Below are 23,222 nucleotides of genomic sequence, written 5' to 3'. Positions count from 1 at the left end.
CCGGTTCCGGCGGACGTCCCGCCGGCCGAGATCGAGAGGGGAATCCCGTGGCGGGAACCGTCGGCGCAGAACTGTCCACCCTGCGAGACCTCCACCGGGTCTTCCAGCAGAAGGCGCAGGAGGCCATCGACATCAAGAACGCCGTCGAGGGCGGCGTGAACTCGGCGGTCTGGACCGGCCGGTTCTCGGACGACTTCCGCAACGCGTGGGCCGAGTACAAGCGGAACCTCGACAACCTCAACACGGCCCTGAACAATGCTGCGGACGACGTGAGGACGAACCACAACAACATCGCCACGGCCACCGGCGAGGCCACCTTCTGACCCTCGCCACCGACGCGAACGGCGCGGCACCCCTCGGGGATGCCGCGCCGTTCGCGGTTGCCGGGCCCGGTGCCTCGCGCCCCGGGGTCAGCGCGCGGGTGCGGACAGGACCTGCACGCTCTCACCCGTCCCCGCACGCACCAGCAACCCGCGCCCCGCGGGGCCCCCGAGGGCGCTGCGCGACAGGCGCACCCCGAACAGGTCGCCGTCGCCGGCGGCGCGCGGCGACAGCAGGACCCCGGTGCGCTGGCGCTTGAGGGCGACGACCGGTCCGCGGTACATCGAGGTCAGCTCCTCCAGGGTTCCGGCCGCCACCACCGCGCAGCCGCTGTCGCGCAACCGCTCCAGGTGGGCGGTGACACCGTCGGCCAGCACGCCGTCCTGGCCCAGCAGTTCCAGGTCGTCGACGAGCAGCAGCGAGGGCGGCGCGTCCGCGCCCGGCGCGAGGGCCTCGAACGCCTCCTGCGCCTCGGCCCGCTCGGCATCGGCCGTCAGCGCCGCGACCAGGCCCGGGTGCGCCGGGAGCTCCCGCAGCGGGCTCCGCCGGGCGGTCACCGTCCCGACCCGCATCCCCGCGCTGAGGGCCTGGTCGGCCAGCACCGACAGCAGCGTGCTGCGCCCGCTGCGCCGCGGCCCGGCGACGAGGAGACCGGGGCCCTCCTCGGCGAGGTCGAACCACCTCGCGCCCAGGGTGTCGCCGCCGACGCCCACCACCAGCCGGACCCGTGAGGGATCCGTTCGCGCGAACCCCGCCGGGAAGTCCCGCCGCGCCCGGTCCAGGTCCAGCGCGGTGGGCAGGACGTCGACGCGGAACGGTCGCGCCGACTCCTCGAGGTCCCCGTGGCGCGCGGCGGCCTCCTTCCCGAGACGTTGCAGCGCAGCGACCTGGGCGGTCCCGCGCGGGTCGGCGGCCAGCAGCGCGACCTGCGTCTCCACGGGGTGCTCGAACTGCGGGCCCGACCGGAAACCCCGCCCGCCGGGCATCGCGGCGGGCACGTCCCGGACGGGGATGCCGATGCTGGAGAGGTCCGAGGGGTCGGTCGTGCGCAGCACGAGCTTGTCGTCCAGCAGCGCGGAGACCCGGCCCACGAGCCCGCTGCGGTCCACGGCGAGCACCACCGTGACACCGACGGCGCCGCCCTCGGCCATCACGCGCTGGAAGGCGTCCACCAGCCGGCCGCCGTCCAGCTGCTCGAACGCGGCGACGAAACCCTCCCAGCGGTCCAGCAGCACCACCAGGTGCGGGAGCCGCCCGGCCTGCGGTGCGTGGGCGCGCTGCTCGGCGAGCGAGGCGAAACCTCCCTCCGCCAGCGCCCGCTGCCGCCGCTGGACCTCCTCGCCGAGGCGGTCGACCAGCCGCGCGAGGCGGTCGACCTGGTCGCGCGTCACCACGGCTCCCGTGTGCGGCAGGCTCGTCAGCGGCAGCAGGGCGCCGCCACCGCAGTCGATGCCGTACAGGTGCACGTCGGCCGGGTGGCAGGTGGCGGCCACGGCGCCGGCGACGGCGCGCAGCGCACCGGAGCGGCCGGACCTGGCCGCCCCGACCACACCCAGGTGGGTCCCGGCCGACAGGTCCAGCAGGGACGGTGCGCGCCGCTGCTCGCGGGGCAGGTCCACGGTGCCCAGCACCAGCGGCTCGACCCGCCCGCGCACCGGTGCCCCGGCCGCGGGCAGCACCACGACCGCCGGCAGCGCCGGCAGCCAGGGGCGGCGCGGTGCGGGCACCCCGGCGCGCTCGGCCGCCGCGCGCAGCCCCGCCACCAGCAGCGCGAGGTCGGTGGGCGTGTCCTCGACCGCCCGCCCGGGCGCACCGGGCTCCGCCCGCCCGGCCGGGGCGGGGCGCAGCGACAGGGGCGCCACCTCGCTGCGCGCGCCCTCCCCGGCGCGGCCGCCCACGCGCGCTGCCTGGAACGCGACCAGCGGCGCGGTCCCCGAGCGCCCGTAGGCGCGCCCGGGCAGCGAGCGGGGGACGGTGGCGGCGTCCGGCGCGTCCAGCACGTCCCGGCTGTCGGCGGTGTCCGTGACCCGCAGCGCGATCCGCAGCGCCGTGTTCGAGCGGATCTCGGCGCTGACGACACCGGCGGGGCGCTGGGTGGCCAGCAGCAGGTGCACGCCCAGCGAACGGCCGCGGCGGGCGATGTCCACCAGGCCCGTCACGAAGTCGGGCAGGTCCGCGACGAGCGCCGCGAACTCGTCGATGACGATCAGCAGGCGCGGCAGGGGCGGCAGGTCGCCGCCCGCCGCGTCGCGCGCGGCGGTGTAGTCCTCCACGTCCTTGGCGCCCGCGCTCGCCAGCAGGTGCTCGCGGTGCTTCAGCTCGGCACCCAGGCTGGCCAGGGCCCGCGCCGTCAGGTGCCCGTCCAGGTCCGTCACCACGCCGACCGTGTGCGGCAGGTGCGCGCAGTCGGCGAACGCGGCGCCGCCCTTGTAGTCGACGAGCACGAAGGTGAACTCGTCGGGGCGGTTCACCACCGCCAGCGAGGCGATGACCGTCTGCAGCAGTTCCGACTTGCCGGAACCGGTCGTGCCCGCGACGAGCCCGTGCGGGCCGTCGGCGCGCACGTCCACGACGTGGGGACCGTCCGCGGCCTCGCCGATCGTGGCCAGCGTGCTGCGCCCGCCCGCGTCCCACCGCTGCAGGAGGTGCTGCGGCAGCAGGTCCGCCTCCACCGGGAGGGCGAGGACGTCGACGAGCCGGGACGCGGCGGGCAGGTTCTGCGTCAGGTCCTCGCTGGAGGAGTCGCGCAGCGGTGCGAGGGCGCGGGCCAGCCGTTCGCACCAGGCCGGGGCCACCTCGTCGAAGCGCACGCCCTCGACGGTCCCCACCCCGCTGACCCCCACGGTCCCCGGAGCGGTCGAGGCGTCGACCACGGCGCGGCACTCCTCGGGCAGCGAGCGCACGTCCTCGTCCAGGCACACCAGGCGGACGCCCAGCGCCGGGCCCTCCTGCAGCAGCGACACGGTGCCGGGCAGGGCGCGCAGCGCGCGGGCGCCGTCGAGGACCACGAGCACCTCCCGCCACGCCGGTGCCGCGGACGGGGCACCGGCGCGCTCGGTGAGCACCGCCCGGCGAGCGGCCAGCAGGTCGGTCAGCTCGGCCAGCCGGGCGGTGGCGGCGGCGGGGTCGGTGCCGGCGGCGACGGCCGCGCCGACGGGAGCGTGCTCGCGGCGGGCGTGCGGCAGCCAGCGCACCCAGTCCCACGCCTCCTCCACCTCCAGGCCGAGCACGACGACCTCCAGGTCGGTGGGGCTGGCCAGCACCGCGGCCTGCGCGACGCACCCGGCGGCGAGCGCCCGCCGCCGGGCGGCCGGGCCGGCGACCCCCAGCACGCCCACCTGCGCCAGGTCCACCGTGACCGGCACGTCCGCCGCGCTCCAGCGCAGCGGGCCCTCGTGCTCCTCGCGCGAGGGGTCCTTCAGCGTGACCTCGCTGGGCAGGTCGGCGGTGCCCAGGCGGGTGCGCAGCCAGTCGGGGTCCGGCCGGCGGCGCTCCCACAGCCGGGCGCGCGGCCCCGTGGCCAGCAGCAGCAGGGTCGCCGGGTCCGGTGCGTCGCGGGTCCTGCGCTCGCGCTCGGCGAGCAGCGCGGCGTAGGCGTCGCGGCGGACGGCGGCGGTGCGCGCCCGGTGCTCGGCGACGGCGCGGCGGTGCCGCGAAGCGCCGTGGCGCCGGCCCCCGAGGGCCGTGCCGAGGGCCGTCACGGGCCCGAGCACCGCGAGCACCAGCGTGTACGGGGAGCGGGTGAACCAGTACAGGGCGCCCGAGGCGATCAGCGGGGCGAGAGCCAGCAGCCACGGCAGGGGCTGCTTCTCCGGCCGCTGAGGTGGCGCCGGCAGGACGAAGGCGCTGCTGCGCTGCGCCGGCAGCAGCCGCGGCGGCCGGTTGAAGCCCCGCCGGGCGCCGCGCGGGTCCGGGGTCAGGACGGCGTCCGGCGGTTCGGGCCGCTGCACCCGCAGCAGGACGTCGCCGGCCACCAGGGGGACCTGCGCCGGCCACGGGGTCGGCGTGCGCGGTGCGCGCCGGTCGAGGTGCACGAGCGGCACGCCGGCGTCCGCGGCGTGCACCTGCACGGGGTCCTGAGCGGCGGCGCTCCGCCGCCGGCGACGGCGGCCGGTGGTGGCGGGTGCGTCGTCGTGCACGACGAACGGGCCGGGCAGGGGCCGGGTGCGGGGTGCGGCGGGGCGGGTCGAGCCCGCCTGCGCGGCGTCGACCCGCACCGCGACCGACCCGTCGCCGCGCACCTCCACCGCGACCTGCGGTGCCTGCGGCAGCCGGTGCTCGCCCGGCAGCAGCCGGTGGACCGCGCCCGCGCCCGGGCCCGAGGCGACCAGCACGTCGACGACCCCGCCAGGTTCGGCGGGCACGCCGGGCACGGCGGCGCCGACGCCGAGGACCGCTCCGGAGCGCACCGCGCTCTCGCGCAGGGGTTGCGCCCCCTCCAGCGGTGTCGCACCCAGCCACAGCCCCGCCGACGCGCCCAGCGCACGCGCGAGGTCGGCGACCGCCGCGTCGTCGGCCACGGACACGTCGACGTCGCGGACCGCCCCGGCCGGTCCGGGCTGCACGAGGGTCAGGACGAGGCGCACCCGGTCCATGCTGGGACCGCCGCCGCTGCCGGGTGCGCGCCGCGCCACCGGACCACCCGCTCGCCGCACGCGCGCCTGCGCCGATCCGGTGACGCGGGCCGGCTGGGTACGGTGGGGCGCGTGGCCGCCCCTCCCCGCGAGCCCGTGCCCGCGGGCACGGGCAGCACCGACCCCGCCGGCGGTCGCACCGGTTTCGAGGTGCGGCTGGAGAACTTCGCCGGCCCCTTCGACCTCCTGCTCGGCCTGATCACCAAGCACCAGCTCGACGTCACCGAGGTGGCGCTGGCCCGGGTGACCGACGACTTCATCGCGCACCTGCGCGCCGCCTCGGCCGGAGAGGGCGACTGGGACCTGGACGAGGCCAGCGAGTTCCTCGTCGTGGCCGCCACGCTGCTGGACCTGAAGGCCGCCCGCCTGCTGCCGGCCGCCGAGGTGGAGGACCCCGAGGACCTGGCGCTGCTGGAGGCCCGCGACCTGCTGTTCGCCCGGCTGCTGCAGTACCGCGCCTACAAGCAGGTCGCCGCAGTGCTGGCGGAGCGGTTCGCGCAGGCCTCGCGGCGGGTGCCGCGCGCGGTGGCCGTCGAGCCGCGCTTCGAGCGGCTGCTGCCGGACCTGGTCCTCACCGTCAGCCCGGAGCAGTTCGCCGCGATCGCCGCGCGCGCCCTGACGCCGAAGCCGGTCCCCGCGGTCGGGCTGGACCACCTGCACGCCAGCGCGGTCAGCGTGCGCGAGCAGGCCGCGCTCGTGGTCGAGCGGTTGCGCCGCAGCGGCAGCCTGACCTTCGCCGAGATCGCCGCCGACGCCGGCGAGGGGGAGCTGGGCACCCTCGTCGTCGTCGCCCGGTTCCTGGCGGTGCTGGAGCTGTTCCGCGAGCGGCGGGTGCGCCTGGAGCAGCCGGAGGCCCTGGGGGCGCTGACCGTGCGCTGGGACGGCGCGGCCGGCGACGGCGCGGCCGGTGCCGCCGCCGTGCTGGCGGGTGTCGACGAGTTCGAGGGCGCGGACGCCGCGCCGGGGGGAGAGCGGTGAGCGAGCACGTGCGGGACGCGGTCGAGGACCTCGTGGAGGACGTCCCGGAGCCCCCGGTGGCCGGACCCGCGCACGGGGCCGCGGACGACCCCGGGCGGCGGGTGCGCGCCGCGATCGAGGCGGTGCTCATGGTCGCCGACGAGCCGGTGGGAGCCGAGGCGCTGGCGCGCGCCACCGGCGAGTCGCCCGACGAGGTCGACCTGCTGCTGCGCGAGCTGGCCGGGGAGTACACCGAGGACGGGCGCGGGTTCGAGCTGCGCGAGTCCGGCGGCGGCTGGCGGGTGTACTCGCGCGCCGAGCACGCCGACGTGGTGGAGGCGTTCCTGCTGGACGGGCAGACCGCCAAGCTCACCCAGGCCGCCCTGGAGACCCTCGCGATCGTCGCCTACCGCCAGCCCGTCAGCCGGGCGCGCGTGTCCGCCGTGCGCGGGGTGTCCGTCGACGGCGTCATGCGCACGCTGCTCACCCGCGGCCTGGTCGCCGAGGCCGGGGTGGAGGCCACCAGCGGGGCGACCCTCTACCGCACCACCGAGGAGTTCCTGCAGCGCATGGGGCTCGAGCGCCTCGAGGACCTGCCGCCGCTGGCGCCTTTCCTGCCCGAGGACGTCGACCCCGACGACCTGGAGCCGCGCGAGGTGCTGGCCGCCGAGCCGGGCGCGGCGCTCGCGGGGGCGGTGGCGGACGCGGTGGCCGCGCCCGCCGGTGAGCCCGCCGGTGAGCCCGCGGCCGGTGCGGTCGGCGAGCCGCCCGCGGTGGGGGATGATGGACCCGAGCGCGCGAGCGCCGCGGACGACGCGGCGCCGGCGGCCCCGGCCGAGCCGGAGGCCCCCGCGGCGCCCGACGACCAGCAGGAGGAACCACGATGAGCCCCACCGCGCCCCGAGGGGGCGGCAGCCGCCGCCAGGGCGGCACCGGCGGCCGGCCCGCCCAGGGCCGCGGCAGGCCGGCCGCGGCCGGGAAGGGCGGCGCCGGCGGCAAGGGCGGCGGCAAGCCGTTCGGCAAGCGCGCCGGGGACCAGCCCGGCAAGCGCTCCGCCGGCCGCGGCTCCGCGCGCCGCATGACCGACGACATCACGCCCGCTCCCGCACCGCCGCGCCGCGGCCCCGCGCCGCCGCGCCGCGGCGGCGACGTGCACGACCCCGAGGGCGTGCGCCTGCAGAAGTTCCTCGCCCAGGCCGGCGCCGGTTCGCGCCGCGCCTGCGAGGAGATGATCACCGCCGGCCGCGTCACGGTCGACGACCAGGTCGTCACCGAGCTCGGGGTGCGCATCGACCCGGCCCGCCAGGTCGTCCACGTCGACGGCCTGCGCTTCTCGGTCGACGACGACATGGTCTACATCGTGGTGAACAAGCCCAAGGGCGTGGTCTCCACGATGTTCGACGAGCAGGACCGCCTGAACCTCGCCGACATGGTCGGCCCGCGCGAGGAGCGCCTCTTCCACGTCGGCCGCCTCGACCTGGACACCGAGGGCCTGATCCTGCTGACCAACGACGGCGCCCTCGCGCACCGCCTGCAGCACCCCTCCTTCGGCGTGCAGAAGACGTACCTGGCGGAGGTCCGCGGGCCCGTCAAGCGCGACCTGGGCAGGAACCTGCGCGCCGGCGTGGAGCTGGACGACGGCCCCGTCACCGTCGACTCCTTCCGCCTGGTGGACTCCAAGCCCGGGTACGCGCTCGTCGAGGTCGTCCTGCACGAGGGCCGCAAGCACGTCGTGCGGCGCCTGCTGGACGCGGAGGGCTACCCCGTCCTGAAGCTCGTGCGCACCCAGATGGGCCCGCTCGTGCTCGGCGACCTCAAGCCCGGCAAGAACCGCCGCCTCACGCGCGGCGAGGTGCAGCAGCTCATGGCGGCCGTGGGCCTGTGAGCGGCGGGGCGACGACCGCGACCGCCGCGGCCGTCGCTACGGTGGGGCCCGTGGCTGTTCGGGCGGTGCGCGGTGCGGTGCAGGTCGACGTGGACGAGCGCGACGTCGTGCTCGGCGCGACGCGCGAGCTCGTCTCGGAGGTGGTCCGGCTCAACGAGCTCGACCTCGACGACTTCATCAGCGTCCTGTTCACCTGCACCGCGGACCTGACGAGCGAGTTCCCGGCCGTGGCCGCGCGCGAGCTCGGCATGGGCGACGTGCCCCTCATGTGCGCGCGCGAGCTGGAGATCACCGGGTCCATGCCGCGGGTGATCCGCCTCATGGCGCACGTCGAGACGTCCCGGCCCCGCTCCGAGGTCCGCCACGTCTACCTGCGCGGCGCGCAGGCCCTGCGCCGCGACATCGCCCAGTAGGCCGCGGTGACCCTCGACGCGACCGCACCGGCGCGCACCGGCGGCACGGTGCGCGTGGTGGGCACCGGGCTGCTCGGCGCCTCCGCCGGTCTGGCGCTGTCCCTGCGCGGTGTCGACGTCGTCCTCAGCGACGTCTCGCCCACCGCGGTGGCCCTCGCCCGCGACCTGGGCGCCGGCCGGCTGCCCGCCGAGGGCGACGACCCGCGGCTGGTGCTCGTGGCCGCCCCGCCGGACGTGGTCGCCGACGTCGTGGCGGCCGAGCTGGCCGCCCATCCGGGCGCCGTCGTCACCGACGTCGCCAGCGTCAAGGGCGGTCCGCTGGCGGCGCTGCGCGCGGCGGGCGCGGACCTGTCCCGCTACGTCGGCGGGCACCCGATGGCCGGGCGCGAGCGCGGTGGCGCCGTCTCGGCGCGCGCGGACCTCTTCGCCGGCCGGCCGTGGGTGATCGCCGCCACCGGGGCGGTGGACCGGCGCGCCGTCGCCCTCGTGCACGACCTCGCCCTGGACTGCGGCGGCGTGCCGGTGACCATGCCCGCCGCCGAGCACGACGAGGCCGTCGCCCTCGTCTCGCACGCCCCGCAGGTCGCCGCCAGCCTGGTGGCCGCGCGCCTGCGCGAGGCGCCCGAGCCGGCGGTCGCCCTGGCCGGTCAGGGCCTGCGCGACGTCACCCGCATCGCCGGCAGCGACCCCGCCCTGTGGGCGCAGATCCTCGCCGCCAACGCCGGACCCGTCGCCGACGTGCTCGAGGCGCTGGCGCAGGACCTCGGGGACGTGGTCGGCGCCCTGCGGGCCCTGCAGCGCGACCCCGGGGCCCCCGGCGCGCGCGGCACCCTCGCCGCTCTCATCGCCGCCGGCGGCGCCGGTCGCGACCGCATCCCCGGCAAGCACGGCGGTGCGCCCGCCCTCTACGCCACCGTGGTCGTGGTCGTGCCGGACCGCCCCGGCGAGCTGGCCCGGCTGCTGGCCGACGTGGGCGCGGCGGGTGTGAACCTGGAGGACCTGCGCCTGGAGCACTCCCCGGGGCAGGCGGTCGCGCTGGCGTCGGTGGACGTGCTGCCGGCCGCCGCGCGCCCGCTGGCGGAGGCGCTGCGGGCGCGGGGCTGGACCGTCCCGGCGTCCTGAGCGGGCGGCGCCCGGCCACCCGGCGCCGGGGTCCGTGGGTGCCCGCCCGGTCGACTAGCCTCGTCCGGTGCCCACCTCCTCCAGCGGTCCCGTCGCGCCCGCCGAAGCCGCCTCCGCCGGGGCCGGCCCGGCCCTGCCCGCGGGGATCGTCGTCGCGGTCGACGGTCCCTCCGGTTCCGGCAAGTCCAGCGTCAGCCGCGCCGCGGCGCGCGCGCTCGGCGTGGCGTTCCTCGACACCGGCGCCATGTACCGCGCCGTGACCTGGTCCGCGCTGCGGGCCGGTGTCGACCTCGCCGACGCCGACGCCGTCGCGGCGCACGTGCGGGCGGTGGCGCTGTCGGTGGGCACCGACCCGCAGGCCCCGGCGATCGCGGTCGTCGGTGCCGACGGCACCGAGCAGGACGTGAGCGAGCAGGTGCGCGGCGCGGACGTGACCGCCGCCGTCAGCGCGGTCGCCGCCGTGCCCGCCGTCCGCTCGGACCTGGTGCTGCGCCAGCGCGCCCTCATCGAGTCCGCCTGCGCCGCACCGGCTCCGGGCGCGCGTCCCGGCGTGGTCGCCGAGGGGCGCGACATCACCACCGTGGTCGCGCCCGAGGCCCACGTGCGGGTGCTGCTGACCGCGGACGAGCGGGTGCGCCTGGCGCGCCGCGCGCAGCAGGACCTGGGGGCCGCCGACGCCGCCGCGGTGGAGGCGGTGCGGCGCTCGGTCTCCGAGCGCGACCGCGTCGACGCGCGCACCACGGCCTTCACCACCGCGGCCGACGGCGTCGTCACCCTGGACTCCACGCACCTGGACTTCGACGGCACCGTCGCCGCCCTGCTCGAGCTCGTGCGCGGCGCCGCGGGGGCCGGGGCGTGAGCGCCGCCGCGCAGGAGGTCGCCGTCCCGCGCGCCGGGCGTCCGCAGGCGTGGACGAGGGCCACGGGCAGGTTCCTGGCGCACGTGGTGTGGCACTCCACCGTGCACGGCGCCGAGAACGTGCCGGCCACCGGGCCGGTGCTGCTGGCCTCCAACCACGCCTCCCTGACCGACGGCCCCCTGCTGTACGGGGTGGCGCCGCGCGACGTGGCCTTCCTGGTGAAGAAGGAGATGTTCGGCGGCCTCCTCGGCTGGGCGCTGCTGCGCGCCGGGCAGATCCCCATCGACCGCAGCCACGGCGACCGCGACGCCCTGCAGACGGTGCTGCGCGTGCTCGCCGAGGGCGGTGCGGCCGGGGTGTTCCCCGAGGGCACCCGCGGCCGCGGGGACGCGGCGTCGGTGCGCTCCGGCATCGCCTGGATCGCGCTGCAGTCCGGGGCCCCGGTGGTTCCGGTGGCGTGCCTGGGCGCGCACCGCCCGGGCGAGCGCAACCGCACCGCCCCGCCGCCGCGCCGGAGGCTGCACTACTGCTTCGGGGAACCCTTCACCGTCGTGAAGGAACCCGGCGTGCCGGGCCGCGCCGCGCTCGCCGCGGCCGTGGAGCAGGTCCGCGACCGCCTCTCCGCGCACGTCCTGGACAGCATGCGCCGCACCGGAACCCCCCTGCCCGACCACCTGGACGCCGACGAGCTGGGGCTCGGCGACATGGCGTCCGACGACGTAACCGGAGGCCAGCGGTGAGCAACCCCGACACCCCGAACGAGCACGACGCCCAGCACGACGCCCAGCACGACGCCGGCGTGGAGAACGCCCTGCGCGTCGGCCTGGAGGAGTACGACCTCTCCCCGGAGGACGTCGCCCTGCTGGAGTCCGAGGGCCCCGGCGGCCCCGAGGACGCACCGGACGGGCCGCTGCCGGTGCTGGCGGTCGTGGGTCGCCCGAACGTGGGCAAGTCGACCCTGGTCAACCGCATCATCGGCCGGCGCGAGGCGGTCGTGGAGGACGTCCCCGGCGTCACGCGCGACCGCGTCTCCTACCCGGCGAACTGGGCCGGGCGCGACTTCACGCTGGTGGACACCGGTGGCTGGGAGCGCAAGGTCCAGGGGCTGGACCTGGCGGTGGCCGAGCAGGCGGAGATCGCGATCGACCTGGCCGACGCGGTGGTGTTCGTCGTGGACGCCACGGTGGGTGCGACCTCCTCCGACGAGCAGGTGGTGCGGATGCTGCGCCGCTCCGGCAAGCCGGTGGTCCTCGTGGCGAACAAGGTGGACGGGCCGCGCCAGGAGGCCGACGCCACCGAGCTGTGGGCGCTGGGCCTGGGCGAGCCGTACCCGGTCTCCGCGCTGCACGGGCGCGGCACGGGCGACGCGCTGGACGCGGCGGTGCGGCTGCTGCCGCCGGTCTCCGCCGTCGGCGGGGCGCTGCCGGTGGGCGGGCCGCGCCGGGTGGCGCTGCTGGGCCGCCCGAACGTCGGCAAGTCCAGCATGCTCAACAAGCTGGCCGGTTCCGAGCGGGTCGTGGTGCACCCCACCGCCGGCACCACCCGCGACCCGGTGGACGAGCTCATCGAGCTGGGCGGGCGCACCTGGCGCTTCGTGGACACCGCGGGCATCCGCCGCCGGGTGCACCTGACCAAGGGGGCCGACTTCTACGCCTCGCTGCGCACGCAGGCGGCGCTGGAGAAGGCGGAGGTGGCCGTGGTGCTCCTGGACGCCAGCGAGCCGCTCACGGAGCAGGACATCCGGATCATCTCGATGGTCGTGGAGTCCGGTCGCGCGCTCGTGGTGGCCTACAACAAGTGGGACCTGACCGACGAGGAGCGCCGGCACTACCTCGAGCGCGAGATCGAGAAGGAGCTGGTCCAGATCCCGTGGGCGCCGCGGGTGAACGTCTCGGCGATGACCGGCCGGCACCTGGAGCGGCTCGTGCCGGCCCTGGACACCGCCCTGGAGTCGTGGGACACCCGCGTGCCCACCGGGCGGCTCAACAGCTTCCTGGGGCAGGTCGTGGCGGCCCACCCGCACCCGGTGCGCGGCGGCAAGCAGCCGCGCATCCTGTTCGGCACGCAGGCCTCCACGCGTCCGCCGCGCTTCGTGGTCTTCGCCAGCGGCTTCCTGGAGGCCGGCTACCGCCGCTTCCTGGAGCGGCGCCTGCGCGAGGAGTTCGGCTTCACGGGCACCCCGATCGAGCTGAGCGTCCGGGTGCGGGAGAAGCGCCGGAAGTGATGTAGGGTTTACCCCGGTTCGCCGCCCGGCAACGGGGGAGCGGGCCATCGGGCTGTGGCGCAGCTTGGTAGCGCACTTGACTGGGGGTCAAGGGGTCGCAGGTTCAAATCCTGTCAGCCCGACAGGGGATCACCGCGCAGCGGTGAGGAGAGGGCCGGTTCCGTTCGGAACCGGCCCTCTCGCCGTGTCCGGGGGGTTCGCCTACCCTGGTGGGGCCAGGAGCACGACGACGAGCCCCCGGGGTCCACCATGACGACGCGCACGCCCACGCCACCGGCACCACCGCGTGGTCGGCGCAGGCCCGGCGGTGTCGCGATCGCCTCCGTCGTCCTCGGGCTCGCCGGTGCGCTGACCGGGCTGGTGCCGAGCCTGCACGTGCTGGCCCTGTGCCTGGCGGTGCTCGGCGCCGCGGCGGGCCTGGTGGCCCTCCTGCGCGGCCGCGGCCCGGTGCGGCGCACCGCCGCGGCCGGGCTGGTGCTGTCGCTGGCCGCGGCCGCCGTGGTCGTCGCCGTCACCGCCGCCGCCCGCGACGACGTGGTCACGGACGTGGTCGAGGACGCCCCCGGGGACGTGGCGGGGGAGCTCCCGGCCGACCCCGCCGGGGGCCTCGCCGGCGGCACGCGGCCGTCCGGGTCGCCCGAGGGCGTGGCGGTGACCGGCTGCGGCGAGCCCGACGCCTCCGGTGCCGCCACCGCCGTGGTGGAGGTGACCAACACCGCGCAGCAGACGCGCAGCCTCGCCGTCGCCGTGGAGTGGATGGACGCCGCCGACGCGCAGCTGGGCGTCGGGCGGGCCGTCGCGCGCGACCTCGCACCCGGGGAGAGCACCACCGTGCGGGTCGAGGGGACCGGTGTGGGCGGGGCCGTGGCGTGCCGCGCGCTGGAGGTCGTCCCCGCCTGAGCGGCGGCGGCGCTCCACGCCCCGGTCGAGGTTGACAGCACTGCCCCGCAACGGGCACGGTGTGGCCCACGACCATCCAGAGCGGCCGAGAGACCTGGCTCGACGACGCCGCAGCAACCCCCCTCCCGCAGGGCGTGGGTGCTTCCGCCAGGACCGATGGAGGGCACGGCATGACGCAGGACCGCACCACCGAACTGCACTCCCGACGGCACATCGACCTGTGCCGCCGCGGTTCCGCCGCCTGTCGCTGACGCGCGGACCCCGACCGCGGGGTGCGCCTCGCGGACCCGAGGCGCACTCCGCCGCCACCTCCGCCCGATCCCGGGCGCACGGAGGACCCACCGCTGAAACACCGCCCTGCCGTCGTGCGACGGCAGGGTCCGTCCCGAACCCGAGAGGAACACATGCCCACGCCCACGTCCGTCGCGGTGCCCACCGACACCACCGAGGCGAAGTTCGCCGCCTACGCCCACCCCGAGAAGCTCGTGAGCACCGCCTGGCTCGCGGAGAACCTGGGCCGTGAGGGTCTGGTCGTGGTGGAGAGCGACGAGGACGTCCTGCTGTACGAGACCGGCCACATCCCCGGCGCGGTCAAGGTCGACTGGCACACCGAGCTGAACGACCCCGTCACCCGCGACTACGTCGACGGCGCGGGGTTCGCGGACCTGCTCTCCCGCAAGGGGATCCGCCGCGAGGACACGGTCGTGCTGTACGGCGACAAGAGCAACTGGTGGGCCGCGTACGCGCTGTGGGTGTTCACCCTGTTCGGCCACGAGGACGTGCGGTTGCTGGACGGTGGCCGCGCCAAGTGGGCCGCCGAGGGTCGCGATCTGACCACCGAGGCGCCGCAGCGCGAGCGCACCGAGTACCCCGTCGTGGAGCGCGACGACAGCCGCGTGCGCGCGTTCGCGCCGGACGTGCGCGAGCACCGCGGCGGCCTGGTGGACGTGCGTTCCGCGCCGGAGTACACCGGTGAGCGCACCCACATGCCTGACTACCCGCAGGAGGGGACCCTGCGCGGCGGGCACATCGCGGGCGCGGCGAGCGTGCCGTGGGCGAAGGCGGCCAACGAGGACGGCACCTTCAAGGACCGCTCGCAGCTCGAGGAGATCTACTTCGACGCCGCGGGACTGACCCCGCAGACGGATACGATCACCTACTGCCGCATCGGTGAGCGCTCCAGCCACACCTGGTTCGTGCTGACGCACCTGCTGGGCCTGGAGAACGTGCGCAACTACGACGGGTCCTGGACGGAGTGGGGCAACGCGGTGCGCGCGCCCATCGCGGTGGGCCCGGAGCCGGGCACGCGCTGAACCCGGGTACTGCTCGGCGGGGGGTCCGCGGTGCACACCGCGGACCCCCTGCGCGCATCCGTGTGCGGCGCCACCCGGGTTCAGACGGTGGAGTGCTCGGTGACGGCCTCCTCGAGCGCGTCCTTGCGCGCGGCGAGCAGCGCGTCGACCGCGGCCGGGTCGTCGCGGTCCAGCTCGACCATGCGCCGACGCGTCTGCCCGCCGCGGACCACGCGCAGCTGGTCCTCGCCGATGCCGACGATCGCGGCGGCCGCGACGTCCTCGGCGCTCTCGTACTCGAAGCCGTGCTCGGCGCCGGCGCGCGAGCTCTCCATCATCGGGGTGCTGGTGGCGCCGGGGTAGACGTTGAGCACCCGTACCCCCTCCCCGGCCAGCTCCCGCCGCAGGGCGTCGCCGAAGTGCGCGACACCGGCCTTGGTGGCGGCGTACGTCGCGTAGAAGGGCAGTGCCACCAGCCCGATGCCGGAGGAGACGTTGACCACCAACCCGTCCCCGGCGGCGCGCAGCAGCGGCAGGGCGGCCCTGGTCAGCAGGATCGGAGCGGTCAGGTTCAGGGCGATCTGAGCCAGCACCTCCCTCTCCTGCAGCGACTCCAGCCGGCCGGCGCGCACGTTGCCGGCGTTGTTGACCAGGACGTCCAGCCCGCCGAAGGCGTCACGGGCGCTGTCGGCCACCTCTCGAGGCGCACCGGGGGCGGTGAGGTCGGCCGCGACGACGTGCGCCCGGCCGCCCCGCTCGCGGACGAGAGCGGCCACCTCCTCCAGGGGGCCGGCGCGCCGTCCCACGAGGGTCAGGCGCGCTGGCTGTCCGGCCAACTGCAGCGCCAGCGCACGGCCGATGCCGCTGCCGGCACCGGTGATCACGATCGAGCGGTTCCGCAGGTCCACGGCGGAGCCGTGCCCGGCCCGCCGTGCGTCAAACCCCCTGCCGGTCCGCCCCGTCCAGCGCACTGACGACCTCACCGACCACCACCACCGCCGGCGGCCGCACGCCGGCCGCCCGGGCCACCTCCGCGATCCGCGCCAGGGGAGCGGTGGTGGTGCGCTGGCGGGCGCTCCACCCGTCCTGCACGACCGCGACCGGGGTGGCGGGGTCCTTGCCCGCCTCCAGCAGCGCGTCGGCCAGGCGCTGCAGGGCCGTGACCCCCATGAGCACCACGAGGGTGCCGTCCAGGCGCGCCAGGGCGGCCAGGTCGCCCTCGTCGAGGTCCTCGTGCCCGGACAGGACCGTGACGCAGCGCGAGGCACCGCGGTGGGTGACGGGGATGCCCGCCGCCGCGGGCACCGCGAACGCGCTCGTGACGCCGGGGACGACCTCCACCTCGACACCGGCCTCCCGGCAGGCGATCACCTCCTCGCCGCCGCGGCCGAGGACGTACGGGTCCCCGCCCTTCAGCCGCACCACGGTGCGGCCGGCCAGGGCCGCGTCGACGAGCACGCGGTTGATCTCCTCCTGCGGCACGGGGTGGTTGCCGGAGGTCTTGCCGACGTCGACGACCTGCACGTCGGGGTCCAGCTCGGCGAGGACGCCCGTGGGCGCCAGGCGGTCCACCACCACCACGTCGGCCTCGGCCAGCCGGCGGCGCCCGCGCAGGGTGAGCAGCTCCGGTTCACCGGGTCCGCCGCCGACGAGGACCACGCGGCCCGCGCGGGGCCGGTGCCGCCGCAGCGGAGCCGCGCCCGAGTCCACGAGGTGCCCCAGTCGCACGGCCAGCGCGCGGGCGCGGGCGGTGTCGGCGCCGGTGTCCACCGAGAGCACGACGTCGTCGCGGCGCACGACGGCCGGTTCCACGGCGGTGCCGGCCGCCGGGGCGTCCGGGCGCACGCACCACAGCCGCCGCTGCTCGGCGAGCGCCGCCACGGCGTCGTCCTCGCGGGCGTCGCCGGTGGCGGCGTGCACGAGCCAGGCGCCGTCCAGGTCGGTGCCGGTGAGCTCGCCCTCGCGCCAGCGCACCGCTGCGGCGTCGCGCTGCTCGGCCAGCTCCTCGCACAGCCGGGCCGAGACCACGAGCACGTCCGCGCCGAGGGCCGCCAGGTCGCGGGCGCAGCGGTCGGCGAGGGGCCCGCCGCCGGCCACGACGACCCGGCGGCCGCGCACGTCCAGGTGCAGCGGCTGCATCAGCCGGGCTCCGCCTCCCCGCCGACGACGGCCAGCGCGCGCTGCACGGCCGCGTCCGGCGCTTCACCGGAGCGCAGCACCAGCACCCGCGCGGCGAGCCCGCCGTCGGTGACCACGGTGGCCGCCGTCCGCGCGCTCTCCTCGTCCGCGGCGGTGCCGAGCACCACCGACCCGGCGTCGGCGAGCAGCCGGGCCGCGTGCGCGGTGCGGCGCAGGGCCTCCGCGCGCTCGGGTGCCGAGTCGCCGAGGTCGGCGGCCAGGCCGGCGCGCACGTTGCGCGCCCGCAGGGCGTAGGCGGGGCGGCCCGCGTCCAGCAGCGCCGCCTCCACCGCCAGGGCGACCTCCTCGCCGTCCGGCGCACCCGGCGCCTCCACCAGCCACAGCGCCGCGCCGGGGTGGGTGCGCGCTGCCGCGGACGGCTGCCAGACCGGGGCTTCGCCGCGCGACGCCGCCGCGCGCCGGTCGACGGCCTCGCGCACGACCCCGGCGGCCACCGTGTCGTGGGTGTGCTCGTCGATGAGGACGAACGCGCCCATGTCGCGGTTGTGCGCGTACGGCTCCACCACGAGGTCGACGGCGGTGCGCAGCGTCACCGCGCCGATGTCGTTGAGCTGCAGGGCGTCCGGTTCGGGCAGTTCCGCCAGGGTGCGCGGGTCCATCCGCTCGTGCAGGGCGCCGACCTCGGCGCGCACGGTGCGCGTGGTGTGCTTCAGCAGCAGCCGGCGGCCCACCAGGAGGGGGTCCGGGTGCATCCAGCACACCTGCGCGCGCAGCTCGCGCGTCACCACCGGTTCGGCCTCCGGGGCGACGAGCACGTCGCCGCGGCCCACGTCGATCTCGTCCGCCAGCTCCACCGCCACCGACAGCGGCGGCACGGCCACCTCCCGCCCGTCGTCGAGGGTGTCCACGGCGCTGACGCGGGTGCGGGCACCGGAGGGCAGCACGACGACCTCGTCACCGGCGCGCAGGGTCCCGGCGGCCATCCGGCCGGTGTAGCTGCGCCGGCGCCCGGCGACCGGCCGCGAGACCCACTGCACGGGCAGCCGCAGGCGCCCCACGCCGAAGTCCGGCGGCAGGACCTCCACGGAGTCCAGGTGCTCCAGGAGCGTCGGGCCGTCGTACCAGGGCGTCTCGGCGGAGCGGCGCGCCACGTTGTCGCCGTGCTTGGCCGCGACGGGCACCACGAGCATGCGCACGCCGAGGCGGTCGGCGACCTCGCGCAGCTCCTCGCGCACCGCCGAGAACCGGGACCGGTCGAAGTCGACGAGGTCCATCTTGTTCACGGCCGCCACCAGGTGCGGCACCCCCAGCAGCGTCGCGATGCGCGCGTGCCGGCGCGTCTGGTCGAGCACCCCGGAGCGCGCGTCGACGAGCAGCATCGCCAGGTGCGCGTTGGAGGTGCCGGTCACCATGTTGCGGGTGTAGCGCTCGTGCCCGGGGGTGTCGGCCAGGACGTAGTTGCGCTTGTCGGTGGAGAAGAACCGGTACGCCACGTCGATGGTGATGCCCTGCTCGCGCTCGGCGCGCAGGCCGTCGGACAGGGCCGCCAGGTCCGGGCCGTCCGGGCCGTCGACCGCCTCGAGGTGGTCGGTGGGCAGGCTGCCGGTGTCGAGCAGCAGCCGGCCGATGAGGGTGGACTTGCCGTCGTCCACCGACCCGGCGGTGGACATCCGCAGCAGTTCGCGCATCAGAAGTACCCCTCGCGCTTGCGGTCCTCCATGGCGGCGGCGGAGGTCCGGTCGTCGGCGCGGGTGGCCCCGCGCTCGGACACGGTCGCGGTGCCGATCTCCGCGATGACGGCGTCGACGTCGGTGGCGTCGGAACGCACCGCGCCGGTGATGGTGAGGTCGCCGACGGTGCGGTACCGCACCCGCAGTCGCTGCACCCGCTCGCCGGGGCGGGCGGGCGTGAGGTCGGAGACGGCCAGCAGCATCCCGTCGCGCTCGACGACGTCGCGCTCGTGCGCGTAGTAGATGCTCGGCAGCTCCAGGCCCTCGGCGGCGATGTAGCGCCACACGTCCAGCTCGGTCCAGTTGCTCAGCGGGAACACCCGGACCTGCTCGCCGCGGTGGATGCGCCCGTTGTACAGCGACCAGGGCTCGGGGCGCTGGTGGCGCGGGTCCCACTGCCCGGCCGCGTCCCGGACGCTGAACACCCGCTCCTTGGCGCGGGCGCGCTCCTCGTCGCGGCGGGCCCCGCCGAACGCGGCGTCGAAACCGCCCTCGGCGAGCGCGTCGAGCAGGGTGCGCGTCTGCAGCCGGTTGCGGGAGGCGCCCGGTGCGTCCTCCCGGACGCGGCCGGCGTCGATGCTCTCCTGCACGGAGGCGACGACGAGGCGGTGCCCGCCCTGCGCCAGGCGCCGGTCGCGGAACTCGATCACCTCGTCGAAGTTGTGACCGGTGTCCACGTGCATCACGGGGAACGGCACGGGGGAGGGCCGGAAGGCCTTCTCCGCCAGGCGGAGCAGGACGATGGAGTCCTTGCCGGCGGAGAAGAGCAGGACGGGCCGCTCGAACTCCGCGGCCACCTCGCGGATGATGTGGACCGCTTCGGCCTCCAGGGCCCGCAGGTCGTCCACGCGCGCGGGGACGGGGTGCGCGGCGCCGGTGCGCGCGGCCGGCACGGTGGCCGTGGTCGCCGCGCTCACAGGTGGATCCCGCACTCGGTCTTGCCGGTGCCGGCCCAGCGCCCGGAGCGCGGGTCCTCGCCGGGTGCGACCGCGCGGGTGCACGGCTTGCAGCCGATGGAGGGGTAGCCGGCCGTCAGCAGCGGGTTCACCGGCACGGAGTTCGCGGTGGCGTAGTCCACCAGTTCGTCGAACGTCCAGGCGGCCAGCGGGTTCAGCTTCACCAGGCCGTGCCGCTCGTCGAACTGCACCAGCGGGGTGCCGGCCCGGGTGGGGGCCTCCTCGCGGCGCACGCCCGTCACCCACGCCTCGTACCCGCCCAGCGCAGCGGCCAGGGGCTCCACCTTGCGCAGCCGGCAGCACGTGCCGGGGTCGCGCTCGTGCAGGCGGGGACCGAACTCGGCGTCCTGCTCGGCCACGCTCTGCCGGGGCAGGACGTCCACGACGCGCACCGGCAGCGCGAACTCCACCTCGTCGCGCGTGCCGCGCGTCTCGGCGAAGTGGTAACCGGTGTCCAGGAACAGGACGTCCACGCCCGGCGCGTACCGCGAGATCAGGTGGGGCAGGACGGCGTCGGCCATGCTGCACGCGACCGCGAGGGTGCCGGGGAAGGTGGCGGCCGCCCAGGCGGCGACCTCCTCGGCGCCGGCGCCGGCCAGCTCGGCGGCGCCGCGCCCGGCCAGCTCCCGCAGCTCCTCGCGCTCGCGCCGGGTGCGGGGCGCGGTGGTCGTGGTGTTCTCGCTCATCGCAGAGCCTCCTCGTCGCTGCGGTGGGCCCAGGCCGCGAACGTCTCGCGCGGCTCACGGGTGTCGAGGTAGCGCCGCACGACCCGCTCGACGTAGTCGGGCAACCCGGTGGCGGTGACCTTCAGCCCGCGCACGGTGCGCCCGACGCCGGGTTCGGCGCGGTCGGCGGACGCCAGGCCGCCGCCCAGGTGAACCTGGAAACCCGCCACCTGCTCGCCGTGCTCGTCCTGCACCAGCTGGCCCTTCAGGCCGATGTCGGCGGTCTGGATGCGGGCGCAGGAGTTCGGGCAGCCGTTGACGTGCAGGGTGATCGGGGTGTCGATCTCCACCCCGGCCAGCCGGTGCTCCAGCTCCTCGATCGCCCGCGTCGCGGTGTCCTTGGTCTCGACGATCGCGAGCTTGCAGAACTCGATGCCGGTGCAGGCGATGGTGGTGCGCCGGAACGGCGAGGGGTTCGCCGTCAGCCCCAGCTCCTCCGCTCGGGCGGTGAAGCCCGCGACGCGCTCCGGCTCGACGTCCAGGACGACGACCTTCTGGTGCGGCGTCAGGCGGACCCGGTGCGAGCCGGCGGCCTCGGCCGCGTCGGCGAGCTCACCCAGCAGCGTGCCGCTGACCCGCCCGACGGTGGGGGACAGGCCCACGTAGGACCGGCCGTCCTTCTGCTCGTGGACGCCGACGTGGTCGCCGCGCCCCTGCGGTGCGGGCGGCGGCGGCCCGTCGGGCAGCGCGCGGTGCAGGTACTCCTCCTCGAGCACGCGGCGGAAGCGCTCCGCGCCCCAGTCGGCCACCAGGTACTTCAGGCGCGCCTTGTTGCGCAGCCGGCGGTAGCCGTAGTCGCGGAAGATGCTCACCACGCCCAGCCACACCTCCGCCGCCTCCTCGGGGGCGACGAACGCCCCCAGGCGCTGCGCGAGGTGCGCGCTGGTGGACAGCCCGCCGCCCACCCACAGGTCGTAGCCCGGGCCGAGCTCGGGGTGGACGACCCCCACGAGGGAGATGTCGTTGATCTCGTGCACGACGTCCTGGCTGGGGTGGCCGGTCACCGCGGTCTTGAACTTGCGCGGGAGGTTCGCCAGCTCCGGGTCGCCGATGAAGCGGTCCACGATCTCGGTGATGACGGGGGTGGGGTCGAGGATCTCGTCGCGGGCGATGCCGGCCACCGGGCTGCCCAGCACGACGCGCGGGGTGTCGCCGCAGGCCTCCGTGGTCTGCAGCCCCACGGCCTCCAGCCGCCGCCAGATCTCCGGGACGTCCTCGACGCGGACCCAGTGCAGCTGCACGTTCTGCCGGTCGGTGATGTCCGCGGTGTCGCGGGCGAACTCGGTGGAGATCCGCCCGACGACGCGCAGCTGCTCGGTCGTCAGGGAACCGCCGTCGATCCGCACCCGCAGCATGAAGAACTCGTCGGACAGCTCCTGGGCGGACAGCTGGGCGGTGCGCCCGCCGTCGATCCCGGGGCGCCGCTGGGTGTACAGCCCCCACCAGCGGAACCGGCCGTTGAGGTCGTCCGGGGCGATCGAGGAGAAACCCCCGTGCGCGTACACGTTCTCGATGCGCTCACGGACGTTCAGGCCCCCGTCGGCCGACTTGAACTCCTCGTTGTGGTTCAGCGGCGTCGTGCCGTCCACGCGCCACTGGCCGTCGCCGCCCGGGCGCGGTGCGCGCGCCGGGCGCCGCGGTGCCGGCGGGGCGGTCTGGTCGAGGGGGGTGGTGCTGGCGTCGGGTGTCATGGAACCTCACGGGGGGCACGGGTCCTCCTCGTGAGGAGGCCCTCAGCTGGTGGGGTGCAGCGAGCGACCGGAGCGGCAGGCGTAGGCGCTCTGCAGCCGCATGAGGTCGACGTACCGGCGCGAGATCAGGCGCACGGCAGAGGGCTGGACCACGTGACCACGGTAGGGCACGAGCACGGGAACTCCAACACGTCCGGCTCGTCCGCGCGCCGGGTCCACCGCCGCCCCGGTGGGACGTGTTGACCCGCGGTCGAGGCTGCTCTACGGTCGGCAGCGGTCACGAGTACCAGCGCCAAGCCCCGGCTCGCTGGTCGGCAACCCTCCTTTCGCGGCGGGGTGCTCCGGGTGAAGACCTGGCCGTTCGCCGCTCGGCGTCCGGCAAGCGCGGACCTGCGGGTCCACGGACGACGGACGGACCTCTCGTGCGCAAGATCGCCCTGCTCGCCCTGGTCGGCCTGCTGGCTCAGCTCGTCGACGGCTCCCTCGGCATGGCCTACGGCGTCACCTCCACCACGCTGCTGCTGGTGGTCGGTGCGAGTCCGGCGGCCGCGTCGGCCACCGTGCACCTGGCCGAGATCGGCACCACGCTGGCCTCCGGTGCCGCCCACTGGCGCTTCGGCAACGTGGACTGGCGCGTCGTGGTGCGCGTGGGTGTGCCCGGCGCGGTCGGCGCCTTCGCGGGCGCCACCGTGCTCTCCTCGCTGCCCACGGACGTCGGCGCCCCCGTCATCAGCGCCGTGCTGCTGCTGCTGGGCGTCTACGTCCTGCTGCGCTCGGCCGTGGCGCGCTTCGACGAGCGTTCCCTGCACCGCCCGCTGCGGCGGCGGTTCCTCGCGCCGCTGGGGTTGTTCGCCGGGTTCGTCGACGCCACCGGCGGTGGCGGCTGGGGGCCGGTGGGCACGCCGGCCCTGCTGGCCTCGGGCCGCCTGGAAGCGCGCAAGGTCATCGGCTCGGTCGACACCAGCGAGTTCCTCGTGGCCGTCGCCGCCAGCGCCGGTTTCCTCGTCGGCCTCGGCTCGCAGGGGATCGCCTGGACGTGGGTGTTCGCGCTGCTGGCCGGGGGCCTGGTCGCCGCACCCATCGCCGCCTGGCTGGTGCGCTACGCCCCGCCGCACGTCCTGGGCTCGGCCGTCGGCGCCGTCATCGTCCTCACCAACTCGCGCACCCTGCTGCGCAGCGACGCCGTCGACGCCCCCGAGGCGGTCCGCTGGGCCGTCTACGCGGTCGTCGTGGTCGTCGGCGCCCTCGCCGTGGCCCACTCGGTGCGCTCGCACCGCCGCCGCACCACCGGAACCCGCACCACCGACAACGAGAGGAGCAGCACGCAGTGACGTACGTCATCGCCCAGCCCTGCGTGGACGTCAAGGACAAGGC

At 76.5% G+C, this 23,222-nt stretch carries 18 protein-coding genes, 1 tRNA gene, 1 pseudogene and 2 riboswitches; of the genes and pseudogenes, 13 read left to right on the top strand and 7 right to left on the bottom strand.

The genetic code is table 11. The annotated features are described in order from the left end of the window. Positions 1–47: 47 nt before the first annotated feature. Positions 48–323, top strand: coding sequence for a WXG100 family type VII secretion target (locus V9U69_RS18060; protein WP_337063245.1), 276 nt, complete (start codon positions 48–50; stop codon positions 321–323). A gap of 87 nt (positions 324–410) precedes the next feature. Here the strand turns inward: V9U69_RS18060 and V9U69_RS18055 are convergent, their stop codons facing one another. Beyond that, positions 411–4,907: an FtsK/SpoIIIE domain-containing protein gene (locus tag V9U69_RS18055; RefSeq protein ID WP_337063244.1), complete on the bottom strand. Its 4,497-nt coding sequence runs from the start codon at positions 4,905–4,907 to the stop codon at positions 411–413. Positions 4,908–5,027: 120 nt separating this feature from the next. Here V9U69_RS18055 and V9U69_RS18050 point away from each other — a divergent pair, with 120 nt between their 5' ends. The 11 genes from V9U69_RS18050 to V9U69_RS18000 all read left to right on the top strand — a co-directional run bounded on the left by V9U69_RS18050 (position 5,028) and on the right by V9U69_RS18000 (position 14,628). After that, on the top strand, positions 5,028–5,933 hold the full coding sequence (locus V9U69_RS18050) for a segregation and condensation protein A (RefSeq protein WP_337063243.1): 906 nt from the start codon (positions 5,028–5,030) through the stop codon (positions 5,931–5,933). After that, entirely contained in the window at positions 5,930–6,799 is an 870-nt protein-coding gene (scpB, locus tag V9U69_RS18045; RefSeq protein ID WP_337063242.1) for an SMC-Scp complex subunit ScpB, read from the top strand. The genes V9U69_RS18050 and scpB overlap by 4 nt, the downstream gene beginning before the upstream one ends. After that, positions 6,796–7,797, top strand: a complete 1,002-nt coding sequence (locus tag V9U69_RS18040) for a pseudouridine synthase (RefSeq protein WP_337063241.1) — start codon at positions 6,796–6,798, stop codon at positions 7,795–7,797. The genes scpB and V9U69_RS18040 overlap by 4 nt, the downstream gene beginning before the upstream one ends. Before the next feature lie 50 nt (positions 7,798–7,847). Continuing rightward, entirely contained in the window at positions 7,848–8,210 is a 363-nt protein-coding gene (gene aroH / locus V9U69_RS18035; RefSeq protein ID WP_337063240.1) for a chorismate mutase, read from the top strand. Positions 8,211–8,216: 6 nt separating this feature from the next. Beyond that, positions 8,217–9,332 (top strand): prephenate dehydrogenase, encoded by a 1,116-nt coding sequence (locus V9U69_RS18030; RefSeq protein ID WP_337063239.1) that lies wholly within the window; start codon positions 8,217–8,219, stop codon positions 9,330–9,332. Positions 9,333–9,399: 67 nt separating this feature from the next. Continuing rightward, complete coding sequence (cmk, locus tag V9U69_RS18025) at positions 9,400–10,191, top strand: (d)CMP kinase (protein WP_337063238.1); 792 nt, start codon at positions 9,400–9,402, stop codon at positions 10,189–10,191. Next, entirely contained in the window at positions 10,188–10,931 is a 744-nt protein-coding gene (locus V9U69_RS18020; RefSeq protein ID WP_337063237.1) for a lysophospholipid acyltransferase family protein, read from the top strand. Before cmk ends, V9U69_RS18020 begins: the two co-directional genes overlap by 4 nt. Further along, positions 10,928–12,415 carry a ribosome biogenesis GTPase Der gene (gene der / locus V9U69_RS18015; RefSeq protein ID WP_337063236.1) on the top strand — a complete coding sequence of 496 codons (1,488 nt, stop codon included), beginning with the start codon at positions 10,928–10,930 and terminating at the stop codon, positions 12,413–12,415. Before V9U69_RS18020 ends, der begins: the two co-directional genes overlap by 4 nt. Positions 12,416–12,463: 48 nt before the next feature. Then, positions 12,464–12,537, top strand: a tRNA-Pro gene (locus V9U69_RS18010). Positions 12,538–12,664: 127 nt separating this feature from the next. Continuing rightward, complete coding sequence (locus V9U69_RS18005; protein ID WP_337063235.1) at positions 12,665–13,315, top strand: FxLYD domain-containing protein; 651 nt, start codon at positions 12,665–12,667, stop codon at positions 13,313–13,315. Between the two features lie 69 nt (positions 13,316–13,384). After that, positions 13,385–13,478: riboswitch (SAM riboswitch) on the top strand. Between the two features lie 241 nt (positions 13,479–13,719). Beyond that, positions 13,720–14,628 carry a sulfurtransferase gene (locus V9U69_RS18000; protein ID WP_337063234.1) on the top strand — a complete coding sequence of 303 codons (909 nt, stop codon included), beginning with the start codon at positions 13,720–13,722 and terminating at the stop codon, positions 14,626–14,628. 80 nt (positions 14,629–14,708) lie between these two features. Here the strand turns inward: V9U69_RS18000 and V9U69_RS17995 are convergent, their stop codons facing one another. The 6 genes and pseudogenes from V9U69_RS17995 to V9U69_RS17970 all read right to left on the bottom strand — a co-directional run bounded on the left by V9U69_RS17995 (position 14,709) and on the right by V9U69_RS17970 (position 21,848). Then, on the bottom strand, positions 14,709–15,515 hold the full coding sequence (locus tag V9U69_RS17995) for an SDR family NAD(P)-dependent oxidoreductase (RefSeq protein WP_337063233.1): 807 nt from the start codon (positions 15,513–15,515) through the stop codon (positions 14,709–14,711). Between the two features lie 28 nt (positions 15,516–15,543). Next, positions 15,544–16,746 (bottom strand): uroporphyrinogen-III C-methyltransferase, encoded by a 1,203-nt coding sequence (cobA, locus tag V9U69_RS17990; RefSeq protein ID WP_337063232.1) that lies wholly within the window; start codon positions 16,744–16,746, stop codon positions 15,544–15,546. 125 nt (positions 16,747–16,871) lie between these two features. Next, positions 16,872–18,434: pseudogene (locus tag V9U69_RS17985) on the bottom strand (GTP-binding protein); the annotation flags it as partial. Then, positions 18,434–19,369, bottom strand: a complete 936-nt coding sequence (gene cysD, locus V9U69_RS17980; protein WP_442907822.1) for a sulfate adenylyltransferase subunit CysD — start codon at positions 19,367–19,369, stop codon at positions 18,434–18,436. The gene cysD and the pseudogene V9U69_RS17985, both read right to left, overlap by 1 nt. A 20-nt stretch (positions 19,370–19,389) precedes the next feature. Continuing rightward, positions 19,390–20,118, bottom strand: a complete 729-nt coding sequence (locus V9U69_RS17975) for a phosphoadenylyl-sulfate reductase (protein ID WP_337063229.1) — start codon at positions 20,116–20,118, stop codon at positions 19,390–19,392. Next, complete coding sequence (locus tag V9U69_RS17970; RefSeq protein ID WP_337063228.1) at positions 20,115–21,848, bottom strand: nitrite/sulfite reductase; 1,734 nt, start codon at positions 21,846–21,848, stop codon at positions 20,115–20,117. The genes V9U69_RS17975 and V9U69_RS17970 overlap by 4 nt, the downstream gene beginning before the upstream one ends. Before the next feature lie 275 nt (positions 21,849–22,123). Beyond that, a riboswitch (SAM riboswitch) is annotated at positions 22,124–22,239 on the top strand. Between the two features lie 31 nt (positions 22,240–22,270). Here V9U69_RS17970 and V9U69_RS17965 point away from each other — a divergent pair. Then, positions 22,271–23,179, top strand: a complete 909-nt coding sequence (locus V9U69_RS17965) for a sulfite exporter TauE/SafE family protein (protein WP_337063227.1) — start codon at positions 22,271–22,273, stop codon at positions 23,177–23,179. The last annotated feature ends 43 nt before the right edge of the window (positions 23,180–23,222 follow it).

The organism is Kineococcus sp. G2, from assembly GCF_037154035.1.
In the GTDB taxonomy this organism is placed as follows: domain Bacteria; phylum Actinomycetota; class Actinomycetes; order Actinomycetales; family Kineococcaceae; genus Kineococcus.
Note: the sequence above shows the minus strand (reverse complement) of the source record. Positions and strands in the feature narration are given on the sequence as shown.

Bases quoted from the DNA above. Each gene is read 5' to 3' on its own strand.
- V9U69_RS18005 (WP_337063235.1), top strand. From the start codon at position 12,665: ATGACGACGCGCACGCCCACGCCACCGGCACCACCGCGTGGTCGGCGC.
- V9U69_RS17970 (WP_337063228.1), bottom strand. From the start codon at position 21,848: ATGACACCCGACGCCAGCACCACCCCCCTCGACCAGACCGCCCCGCCG.
- V9U69_RS18040 (WP_337063241.1), top strand. From the start codon at position 6,796: ATGAGCCCCACCGCGCCCCGAGGGGGCGGCAGCCGCCGCCAGGGCGGC.
- cobA (WP_337063232.1), bottom strand. From the start codon at position 16,746: ATGCAGCCGCTGCACCTGGACGTGCGCGGCCGCCGGGTCGTCGTGGCC.
- V9U69_RS17975 (WP_337063229.1), bottom strand. From the start codon at position 20,118: ATGAGCGAGAACACCACGACCACCGCGCCCCGCACCCGGCGCGAGCGC.
- V9U69_RS18000 (WP_337063234.1), top strand. From the start codon at position 13,720: ATGCCCACGCCCACGTCCGTCGCGGTGCCCACCGACACCACCGAGGCG.